The sequence below is a fragment of the Lishizhenia sp. genome, assembly GCF_057456495.1.
On the sequence record NZ_JBVCPV010000101.1, the window covers coordinates 1 to 10908 of the forward strand.

The window sequence follows — 10908 nt, forward strand, 5'->3', positions numbered from 1 at the left end:
ACTGTCACGGTGAAAAGGGAGATGGTAACGGACCAATGGTTGAAAGCGGTGCGTATGCAGGGGTTCCTGATTACAAAACGAAAACAGATTTAGCAGACGGACAAGTATTCTATTCTATTTACTACGGTAAAGGAGCAATGGGAGCTCACGCGAGTTTGTTAAACAATGAGCAAATTTGGACATTGGTACATTACGTAAACAAATTCAGATTTGACGATTATATGAAGAATTTGCCAGAAGCAGGTGCGGCTCCAGTAGCAGAACCAGTAATGGCTGATTCTACAGTAGTAGTAGAAGATGCTCACGCAGAAGCTGATCATCATTAATAATAACAAAAACAAGATAGGATAAAATGGAATTTCAAGTTTCAAATAAAGCCAAAATGTTAACTACCGTGTTAATGGCGGTTGGTATAGTGTTTACGCTTGTTGGCGTTATTATGGCGATGGGAGATCACCAATTAGGTACAAAGATTTACAGTAACATGCTCGTGAACTCTTTCTTCTTCTTCGGAATAGGATTGGGAGCATTGTTCTTCTTGGCGTTACAATACGCTACAGAAACAGGATGGTATGCTGTAATTAAAAGAGTAATTGAAGCGGTAGCAGGATTTTTACCATTCGGTGTAGGTATGATGTTGATTACATTATTGACTTTATCATTTACACACGGTGGACATGTTTACATGTGGATGGATCCAGATACAGTAGCTCACGATAGTTTAGTAAGTGGTAAATCTGCTTACTTGAACCAAGTATTCTTTTGGATCAGAACTTTAGCTTACATGGGTATCTACCTTATTTTCTGGAGAGGATTCAAAAATAGAAGTATACTACAAGATCAAAATGCTGATATGGCAGTAGATCTTCACTTTAAGAATTATAGAAAAGGAGCGGCATTCTTAGTGTTCTTCGCTTACTTTAGTTCTACTTCTTCTTGGGACTGGATCATGTCTATCGACACTCACTGGTTCTCAACATTATTTGGATGGTACACTTTCGCAGGTACATGGTGTTCAACAATGATTGTATTGGTTACGTTGACATTATACCTTAAGAAAAAAGGATACTTACCAAAAGTAAACGAATCTCACATTCACGATTTAGGTAAATGGACATTCGCAACTTCATTCTTGTGGTCTTACTTATGGTTCTCTCAGTTCATGTTGATCTGGTATGCTAACATCCCTGAGGAGGTTACTTACTACTTAACTAGAAGAGATAACTTTACATTCTTGTACTTCGGTATGTTCTTCATTAACTTCGCATTCCCAATGTTGATTTTAATGTCAAGAGACGCGAAGAGACACGCAGGAATTTTAACTTTCGTTGGATTAATCATCTTTGCAGGTCACTGGTTAGATGTATGGGTAATGGTTATGCCAGGAACAATTGGACCAAAAGCTTCAGTTGGATTATTAGACTTGGGTATGGCTGTATTATGCTTAGGATTCTTCGTGAGAGTTGTATTAACAAACTTAACGAAAGCGCCGTTGGTAGCAGTGAATCACCCATTCTTGGATGAATCATTACATCACGACATATAATAAACAGGAGTAGAAAGATATAATTAAGAAGCAATGATAAATAAATTAGTTATACTGATTGTAATTGTCTTAGGAGTAATAGGGGTAGCTCAATTGGTAAGATTGAACGAACTTTCTCGTAAGCACAGTGGACGCAAGGAAGAGGATATTCCGAATAGAGATAACAAATTAAATGCGAACTTAATGTTGGCGTTTATGATCTTTTTCTATGCAGGTTTTATATGGTTGATGTTAAAGTTCGGTTGGACAGGAAGAGGACCTGCAGCTTCTACACATGGTGTAGGAACTGACTGGTTATTGAACTTGAACTTTGTGATTATTATCGCGGTATTCTTCTTAACAAATACATTATTGTTTGTATTTGCTTGGAAATACGTGAAGAGACCAGGAGTAAAGGCAGTATTCTTTGCTCACTCAAATAAATTAGAAGCAATTTGGACAGTTATTCCAGCTTTAGTGTTGGCTGTAATCATCATCTTAGGTTTAAGAACTTGGAATGATATTACAGATGAATCTGCACCAGAAGCTGAAAGAGTAGAGGTTTTCTCTTGGCAGTTTGCTTGGAAAGCAAGATACTCTGGAATGGATAACACCTTAGGAGCATATGACTACAAATTGACAACAGCTGAAAATGAATTTGCTTTGGTAAGCCAGGCAAATATCGATGCAGCTAGAGACTCAATGGATTACGGTCAGATTGGATCAATCAAAGTTTTAGAAGAAACTTTAAATGATCCTAATGTGATTATGAGTGTTGAAGAAAGAGAAAAATTAACGAACGAATTAGGTGTTAAACAAAGATTGCACAGATTGTTAACGCAAATGGGAATCACACACAACGATTCTTTAGATGCATTAGCAGCGAACGATTTCTTTGCAGATACCTTAGTTTTATTAAAAGGTCAGAATTACGAATTCACATTCCGTTCTAAGGATGTAATTCACTCTGCATACTTCCCGCACTTTAGAGCACAAATGAACACTGTTCCAGGAATGGAAACACGTATGAAATTCCAGCCGATTTACACGACGGAAGAAATGCGTGATGAGATGAACGATGAGGAATTTGAGTACATCTTAATGTGTAACAAGATTTGTGGTGGATCTCACTACAACATGAAAATGCCTGTACGTGTAATGAACGCTGAACAGTACTACAACTGGAAAGTGAACAAAACAACGTACAATGGGAAGACTTACTTCGGATACGATGCTGATCCAGCAAATTTATCAGCTGCGGAGAAAGCGGAACAAATGAAGAAAAGAGAAGCTTTATTAGAATCTTATAAAGCAATTGAAGCTTCATTAGATACAGAAGAAAAGTAAGAATAATAATAAAATTAAAAGATTAGAAATGGCAGCAGTAGCGCACGGAGCAGATCACGGACACGATCATCACGAAGAGAGTTTCGTATCTAAGTACATCTTTAGCCAGGATCACAAAATGATTGGTAAGCAGTTCTTAATGACTGCTGTATTCATGGGATTGGTCGCAATGTTATTGTCTATTCTATTTAGAATACAATTGGCATGGCCAGGTGAGTCGTCTGACTTCTTAAGTATGTTCTTAGGAGAGAAATGGGCTCCAAACGGAATATTAAATAATGAAATGTACCTTGGTTTGGTTACAATTCACGGTACATTAATGGTATTCTTCCTTTTAACAGGTGGTTTATCAGGAACGTTCTCTAACTTACTTATTCCATTGCAAATTGGAGCAAGAGATATGGCATCAGGTTTCTTAAACATGTTGTCATACTGGTTATTCTTCTTGTCTTCATTAATCATGTTTGCGTCTTTATTTATTGAGACGGGACCAGCGATGGCAGGTTGGACAATCTACCCTCCTTTATCAGCATTGCCACAGGCAGTTTCTGGTTCAGGTTTAGGTATGACAATGTGGTTAACATCGATGACTATTTTCATTGCATCTTCATTAATTGGATCTTTGAACTACATCGTAACTGTATTGAACTTAAGAACAACTGGAATGAAAATGACGAGAATGCCATTAACAATATGGGCGTTCTTAGTAACAGCAATCTTAGGGGTATTATCTTTCCCAGTTTTATTATCAGCAGCATTATTGTTATTGATGGATAGAACAATGGGTACTTCATTCTACTTATCAGATATCATCGTTGGTGGTGAGATGTTAGAGAATGTAGGTGGATCTCCAGTGTTGTACCAACACTTATTCTGGTTCTTAGGTCACCCTGAGGTATACATCGTATTGTTACCAGCATTAGGGTTATCATCAGAAATTATTTCTACGAACTCAAGAAAACCTATCTTCGGTTACAGAGCGATGATTGGTTCTATCTTAGCTATTGGTTTCCTATCATTCATCGTATGGGGTCACCACATGTTAGTTACAGGTATGAACCCATTCTTAGGATCTGTGTTCGTATTTACAACATTATTGATTGCAATTCCATCAGCAGTAAAAGTATTTAACTACTTAACTACTTTATGGAAGGGATCTATCACTTACACGCCAGCAATGTTGTTCGCTGTAGGTTTAGTATCTACGTTTATCACAGGTGGTGTTACAGGTATTATCTTAGCCGATTCAGCATTGGATATCGCAGTACACGATACTTACTTCGTTGTTGCTCACTTCCACATTGTAATGGGTATGTCTGCAGTATTCGGAATGTTTGCTGGAGTTTACCACTGGTTCCCTAAAATGTATGGTAAGATGATGAACTCTCGTTTAGGGTACGTTCACTTCTGGATTACTATCGTTGGAGCTTACGGGGTATTCTTCCCAATGCACTTTGTTGGATTAGCAGGAGCGCCACGTCGTTACTACGATTACAGTGTTTACGAAGGATTCTCAAAAGGAGCTTACGAAATGATCTTAGACTTAAACGTTATCATTACTGTTTTCGCGATCATCGCAGCATTAGGACAAATTGTTTTCTTGTTTAACTTATTCGTAAGTATTTACAGAGGACAAGCTGCTCCACAGAACCCTTGGAAGTCGAATACTTTAGAGTGGACTACTCCTGTAGAGCACGTTCACGGTAACTGGCCAGGTGAATTACCAACGGTACACAGATGGCCTTACGATTACTCTAAGCCAGGAATGGAAGAGGATTTTGTTCCTCAAACAACTCCATTAATGGAAGGTGAAGAAGAACACTAGTAATAGTTAATAAATATTTGTAAGAAAGCTCTATCCTTTGATAGGGCTTTCTTATTTTTACATCAAAGCGTTTTTAGTGGAGGAAGAAGATTTTGATTATAGAAGTGAGCAGCTAACCAGCGATCAAGAAATAGACAAGGTGCTAAGACCGAAAGCTTTTTCAGACTTTACCGGTCAGCAAAAGATTTTGGAAAATCTTGAGATATTCGTTGAAGCTACAAAGAAACGTGGAGAACCTTTAGATCACGTATTATTGCACGGACCTCCAGGTTTAGGTAAAACGACCTTGGCAAACATTATTGCCAATGAATTAGGTGTAGGTTTTAAAGTTACTTCTGGTCCAGTATTGGATAAGCCAGGGGATTTGGCTGGATTGTTAACGAACCTTGAAGAGGGAGATGTATTATTCATCGATGAGATTCATAGGTTAAGTCCGGTAATTGAGGAGTATTTGTACTCAGCAATGGAAGATTACGTGATAGATATCATGATAGATTCTGGACCGAATGCACGAACAGTACAAATTGCCTTAAATCCGTTTACACTTATTGGGGCAACAACACGTTCTGGGTTGCTTACAGCGCCGTTACGTGCACGTTTTGGTATTAGTTCTCGTTTGCAGTATTACAATGCTAAAACACTAACGCTTATAGTGGAGAGATCATGTGATTTGCTCGGTATCCCGGTTGATCATGAAGCAGCATATGAAATTGCAAGTAGAAGTAGAGGTACACCGCGTATAGCAAATGCCTTGTTAAGAAGAGTGCGTGATTTTGCTCAAATCAAAGGAAGCGGTAAAATTGATTTAAAGATTACCAACTATGCTTTAGAAGCATTGAATGTGGATAAAAATGGATTGGATGAGATGGATAATAGAATATTAACTACTCTTATCGATAAATTTAGCGGAGGACCAGTAGGTATTACCACGCTTGCTACGGCGGTTGGAGAGAATGCAGGTACATTGGAAGAAGTATACGAACCATTTTTAATTCAAGAGGGATATTTAGTACGTACCCAAAGAGGGCGTAAGGTAACCGAACTGGCGTATACCCATTTGGGCAAGGATATAGGTTGGTCTCAAGGAGGATTATTTTGAGTAAAGAAAAACATACAAGATTAATAAAAGAAAAAGCCCGTGATTTGGGCTTTTTCTTTTGTGGTATATCCAAAGCAGATTTTTTGGATGAAGAAGCGCCACGTCTTGAGAAATGGTTGAATGATCAACGCCATGGTAAGATGAATTACATGGAGAACCATTTTGATAAGCGTTTAGACCCACGTTTACTGGTGGATGGAGCTAAAAGTGTAGTTTCTTTACTGTTGAATTATTATCCTGCCGAAAAACAGCCTGAAAACACCTATAAAATATCCAAGTATGCATACGGACAAGATTATCATCATGTCATCAAAGAGAAGCTGAAAGAATTTTTTCAGTTCATACAAGATGAAATAGGTGAAGTAGGGGGAAGAATGTTTGTGGATAGTGCTCCTGTGTTAGACAAAGCATGGGCAAAAAAGAGTGGCTTGGGTTGGATAGGTAAGAATTCCAATTTAATCAATACCAAAAGCGGTTCTTTTTTCTTTATAGCAGAATTGATATTGGATTTAGAATTGGAGCCAGATGGTCCGATTAAAGATTACTGTGGTACGTGTACGCGCTGTATAGATGCTTGTCCCACAGATGCAATTGTAGAACCCTACGTAGTGGATGGAAGCAAATGTATTAGTTATCTTACGATAGAATTAAAAGACGAAATTTTACCGCATGAATTTAAAGGTAAAATGGAGGATTGGATGTTTGGTTGTGACATCTGTCAGGATGTTTGTCCCTGGAACCGATTTTCTAAACCCCATAATACTCCTGCTTTTGACCCTCATGAACAATTATTGCAGATGAATAAGTCGGACTGGGAAGATTTAACAGAGGAGGTGTATAGAGAGATATTCAAAAAAAGCGCCGTTAAACGAACTAAGCTTAACGGCGTTAAAAGAAATGTAAATTTTCTAAAGTCTTCTTAATAGTGGGTTTAGTCTAAAGGGCAAATGTTTTCTTTATGATTGTTGGATGCAAGTGGTAAAATTCTTTAATGCAGTATTCTTTAAACATTTTAGCTTCTTCAGCATCCGTAATCCATTTTAGTGCTTTTTTTAATTCCTTTTGAAAAAGTAGCTTATCAAAACTAACTTTTTTCAAAATTTTCTTACTTAATTCTAACATGGTTATTGCCTTTTTTTGCTTCTCCTAATTTAGTAAAATAATCGAGTCCCTTTTTTATTCGTCACTTAAACTTTTAAACAGGAATTGTTAAAAAGATTTAAAGGCACGGCTAGGTAACAGAAATAAAAAAAGCGTACCGAAATCGATACGCTTTATGCATTTAAAACAAATTCTATTACGGTTGAATCTCCGTTTCTATCACTTGATAGACTTCTAATGTGTTTGTGTTGTACACATAAGAGATAACCATGGAGTTGTCCGCTGTCTTATCAGCTGGTAACTCATAACTGTAGTTCATTAAATATCTATCAGGTTTAGCCGCGTCAATTTCAGCTGATGATAGATCTAAACCAAAAGCAGCTTTAGATAACTCATCACGTACAATGTTGTGATGTTCGTAATCTGTAATTGTATTGGCAAAGTATTTTTGAGGAGCTACAAACTTCTTTTCTACATAGTAATTAACTACCTTAATCTCATCTTTGATAGATGGATCTAATAGGTCTACCTCTAAGTGGTAGTAAATTGCATGACTTTGCGAGAAGTAGTTTACTTTAGACTGTAAATTTACCTTAAGGTCATTCGCAGAAATAATTGCAGATGTTTGCTGTCCCCATATTGCTGCTGTTCCAAACAATGATTTATCGTCATTTGCATCGAAAGGTGTTCTGTTTACAGTACCTCGAGGATTACCAACGAATTGGTAACCATTGGCGAAAAACTTACCATATTCAACAACGATGTCGTTGTAAAATTGTTCTGGGAAATCAGCGTTTGTTTCTTGAAACTGTACGATACCGTCATTTTGATCATTTCCAGCGTGTATAGAGGCGATAACCACTCGACCCGGGTTATTGTTGGCAATGTTTACTGCTTCGTCTGCAGCTGGTGGACAATTGGGGCATCTATGTCCCGTAAAGTCTTCAATAAGTACGTTTCTATTTGTATTCGTATTCTCCGCGAAATTAGGCCACTCTGTATTGTAGTAAGTGTTAAAATTTCCAGGATATAAAGTTGTATCAAAATCATTAGAGACTTGAGGCTGAACTGGAAATTCTACCTTATCACATGATGCTGTGAATACAAGAACTAAGACTGATAATGCTATAAGTATTTTCATTTTAATAATTCTTTAGGGTTAGAAACTTTGAGTAAGACTAACGGTTAAACCATTAGAGGCTGGTACAAATCTACAAACACCTCCCACACAGAATAAACCGGCTCTTTGTCTACCGTAAGTTGCCATGATTCTAGTTGCACCTTTAACGTATCCAACAGACCCTACAATGTAATGAATTCTATTACTTGCTACTGGATTTCCATAATTGTATTGGTCCATAACACTTACAAACCAACTTGGAGAAATTGTATATTCAATTAAAGCAGTAGCCCAGTTTCCTTTATCCTGTGGCACCTCTTTTCCTTCTGATTTATCGTATACATCATTCACAAATAATGATTGGAATTCAGCTCTTAAACTGTGTTTACGATTAATCTTGTACCCCATTTCTAGTACTCCAATATGGGCATTAATTTTCCCTTTAGCGTCATCGGTTACTTTAATAACATCGTTGTTAATTAAGATGTTGTAGTATGAACCAATAGCGTAAAATTTCTTGTTAAACTTACGTTTAATTTGAATGTTGAAATCGTGCCAGTAGTTATTTGTAGAAGTCGCAAATGGTGTATTCGTATACGGTCTTAAACGTTGCAAAGAATCACCAGAACTAACACCTTCACCGCTCTGTAACGAACCGTTAATGATAGAATAGTTAATGTTTATTGGCATTCCATATTTACCTCCAATTTTTGATTTTTTTGGAACCGTATAGATAATGTCAGCTTGGTATCCTACTTCTCCTAAAAGCTGTGTAGCATAAGGATAAAGAGTAGCAACTAAGTTATACGTATGCGTTTTGTTGGTTGGAGGTAAGAAGTTAATCAAAGCATCTTGCAAATCTTTGGTTCTATCACTTCTAAAACTCATGTTATCTGTTGACTTAGCAGACAACACAATACCTAAACCTCTACGAGAATATCCAAAATTAATTAAGGCAGCATGACCGTTATTGTAGATATAACCGTTATCTGAAGAAGGGTCGTTTTCCTTAATGTTGTATTCACCATTTAGATAAAAACCTTTGTATCTCAAACCAAAGCGAGCTCCGTATGCACCCACATTTTCTGGTAAGATTAATTCATCGTTATCGTCTTCTTGGTACTTACTTACGAATTGTGCTCCCAATCGAATGTCAATTGGAAAGTCATTCATTTTATCAAAGGTTTGATTTACGTGGATTTCACCATCAAAACCTCTTACAAGACCTGCAGAGTTAATGATTCTTCCATCTGTAAAAGATAGTCTTTGTTTACCCCAAAAACCTTTGATTCGAATACCTTTGTAAGGATTAAGCTTCAAACGAATTCCATCCATGGCATTATCATAACCTAAAGCACGCTGCTCATAAGATCTGAATATCATTCCAGAACCGAATTGTTCGTAGAAGTTACCTATGGTAAGATCTATAAAGTCTGTTTTATAACCTATGTATCTGAAACCTACACCAGTACCAGAGAATCTATCCGGGTAACCTTGGATTCTTGGAAGGTAAGATTCAACTCTGGCTCCAGCGCTAAAATTACCTTTGGTGTAAAAGATATTCGCGTAAGAGTTAATCAATGCCTTTTCAGGTGGCTGATTGGCATCGATCAAAGGATCGTTTCTTAAATATTGAAATGTAGACTCTAAGTTACCTGTTATGTTTCCCATGTCGTTTTGGGCAATAGCCGCAGAACCACATGCGATAGCAAGTGTCAATAAGAATTTCTTCATCGTAAAAATCGTAAATAAAGATGGGTTGGATTACTCAGCGTCAGCTGTCAATTCTAATAATTTATCGTAAATCGCATCTTCATCACCTGGAGCGTAGTTATTGTGAGAGTATACAATTTTACCGTTCATTACGATGAATGTATGCGGTACGTTATTCACTCCCATTGCTCTTTTAAAATCGAAGTTTGAATCTAATAAGATATTGTAATCCCATGCCTGAGCATTGATGTAAGGCTCAACTCTACTTTTTGTTCTCTCGTCGTCAATAGATACAGCGTAAAGTTCTACTCCTGTTTCTTCTTGCCAATCAGTATATAATTCAGCGATAGTGTTAAGTTCTCGTTTACATGGTGAACACCAAGTAGCCCAAAAGCTAATGATTACCGGACCGTCGTGACTTGCTATGTCCAGAGTATTGAACGTTTCTCCTTTCATATTTTGAATATCCACTGAAGGTAATGATTTGTTTCCTCCTTCATCATTTGAAAATGTAAATGATGTAATTGCGAATACTAACGCAAATGCTAAAAATCCTATTCCTGCTTTTCTCATGGTTTATTTTTTATAGTTTGTTTTAATGCCTAACAAAGATAGGTCTATTGTTTTCTTTGAAGAAATGAAAATCTTGATTATTCTTTAATTCCTATCACGAAAAAAGGGAAGTGCTAGGCACTTCCCTTTTCTTATTAAGATTTTTCTAAATATTATTTAGAAACGTTCATTTTAATTGAAGTTGTAACACCGTCAACTGTAACGTTAACAAAGTACATACCATTTGCTTCAGACGTTAAGTCGATAGGCAATACGTTTGTACCGTTCGCTAAATCGCTAGCAGCTTTCGTGTAAACTACATTTCCTAAAACATCAGTAACGTTAACACTTACGTTAGAATTGTTTTCCAATTCGATTGCAAGGTTAGAGATACCGTTTGATGGGTTAGGGTAAACTTTAATGTTGTTGTTTCCTTCAACATTCTCAACACTTGCAGCTCCAGTAATAGAAGTTTCGTAAGCGTTGAAGATTTCGTTTGTGTTTTTGTTTACGAAGTAAGCAACTGCGTGCATATCTCCAGGGAACCATTCAGCATGGTTGTAGTTGAATGTAAACGTGTGAGAGAATACATCTCCATCGTTAATCTGTCCTGCTGGTACAGATCC

At 37.1% G+C, this 10908-nt stretch carries 10 protein-coding genes and 1 pseudogene; 6 read left to right on the forward strand and 5 right to left on the reverse strand.

Annotated elements, in window-relative coordinates:
* The 6 genes and pseudogenes from AC22ZQ_RS08555 to queG all read left to right on the forward strand — a co-directional run.
* Nucleotides 1–326: pseudogene (locus AC22ZQ_RS08555) on the forward strand (c-type cytochrome); the annotation flags it as partial.
* Between the two features lie 26 nt (nt 327–352).
* Nucleotides 353–1546 carry a quinol:cytochrome C oxidoreductase gene (locus tag AC22ZQ_RS08560; RefSeq protein WP_318958364.1) on the forward strand — a complete coding sequence of 398 codons (1194 nt, stop codon included), beginning with the start codon at nt 353–355 and terminating at the stop codon, nt 1544–1546.
* Nucleotides 1547–1579: 33 nt separating this feature from the next.
* Nucleotides 1580–2872, forward strand: a complete 1293-nt coding sequence (locus AC22ZQ_RS08565) for a cytochrome c oxidase subunit II (RefSeq protein ID WP_318958365.1) — start codon at nt 1580–1582, stop codon at nt 2870–2872.
* A gap of 28 nt (nt 2873–2900) precedes the next feature.
* Complete coding sequence (locus AC22ZQ_RS08570) at nt 2901–4697, forward strand: cytochrome c oxidase subunit I (RefSeq protein ID WP_318958366.1); 1797 nt, start codon at nt 2901–2903, stop codon at nt 4695–4697.
* Nucleotides 4698–4773: 76 nt separating this feature from the next.
* Nucleotides 4774–5796: a Holliday junction branch migration DNA helicase RuvB gene (gene ruvB / locus AC22ZQ_RS08575; protein WP_318958367.1), complete on the forward strand. Its 1023-nt coding sequence runs from the start codon at nt 4774–4776 to the stop codon at nt 5794–5796.
* On the forward strand, nt 5790–6719 hold the full coding sequence (queG, locus tag AC22ZQ_RS08580; protein WP_318958373.1) for a tRNA epoxyqueuosine(34) reductase QueG: 930 nt from the start codon (nt 5790–5792) through the stop codon (nt 6717–6719). Before ruvB ends, queG begins: the two co-directional genes overlap by 7 nt.
* Nucleotides 6720–6732: 13 nt before the next feature.
* On the opposite strand, the gene AC22ZQ_RS08585 is transcribed toward queG, so the two are convergent.
* The 5 genes from AC22ZQ_RS08585 to AC22ZQ_RS08605 form a co-directional block, all read right to left on the reverse strand.
* Entirely contained in the window at nt 6733–6918 is a 186-nt protein-coding gene (locus tag AC22ZQ_RS08585) for a hypothetical protein (RefSeq protein ID WP_318958368.1), read from the reverse strand.
* Between the two features lie 175 nt (nt 6919–7093).
* A complete protein-coding gene (locus AC22ZQ_RS08590) occupies nt 7094–8038 on the reverse strand; it encodes an Omp28-related outer membrane protein (RefSeq protein WP_318958369.1) in 945 nt (314 codons plus the stop codon).
* Nucleotides 8039–8056: 18 nt separating this feature from the next.
* Nucleotides 8057–9751, reverse strand: a complete 1695-nt coding sequence (locus tag AC22ZQ_RS08595; protein ID WP_318958370.1) for a DUF6029 family protein — start codon at nt 9749–9751, stop codon at nt 8057–8059.
* A gap of 30 nt (nt 9752–9781) precedes the next feature.
* A complete protein-coding gene (locus AC22ZQ_RS08600; RefSeq protein WP_318958371.1) occupies nt 9782–10303 on the reverse strand; it encodes a TlpA family protein disulfide reductase in 522 nt (173 codons plus the stop codon).
* A 152-nt stretch (nt 10304–10455) separates the two neighbouring features.
* On the reverse strand, nt 10456–10908 hold a 453-nt coding region (locus tag AC22ZQ_RS08605; RefSeq protein WP_318958372.1), incomplete at its 5' end, for a T9SS type A sorting domain-containing protein.

Coding starts and splice junctions, on each gene's coding strand:
- AC22ZQ_RS08560 (WP_318958364.1), top strand. CDS start 353: ATGGAATTTCAAGTTTCAAATAAAGCCAAAATGTTAACTACCGTGTTA.
- AC22ZQ_RS08565 (WP_318958365.1), top strand. CDS start 1,580: ATGATAAATAAATTAGTTATACTGATTGTAATTGTCTTAGGAGTAATA.
- AC22ZQ_RS08570 (WP_318958366.1), top strand. CDS start 2,901: ATGGCAGCAGTAGCGCACGGAGCAGATCACGGACACGATCATCACGAA.
- AC22ZQ_RS08585 (WP_318958368.1), bottom strand. CDS start 6,918: ATGTTAGAATTAAGTAAGAAAATTTTGAAAAAAGTTAGTTTTGATAAG.
- AC22ZQ_RS08590 (WP_318958369.1), bottom strand. CDS start 8,038: ATGAAAATACTTATAGCATTATCAGTCTTAGTTCTTGTATTCACAGCA.
- AC22ZQ_RS08595 (WP_318958370.1), bottom strand. CDS start 9,751: ATGAAGAAATTCTTATTGACACTTGCTATCGCATGTGGTTCTGCGGCT.
- AC22ZQ_RS08600 (WP_318958371.1), bottom strand. CDS start 10,303: ATGAGAAAAGCAGGAATAGGATTTTTAGCATTTGCGTTAGTATTCGCA.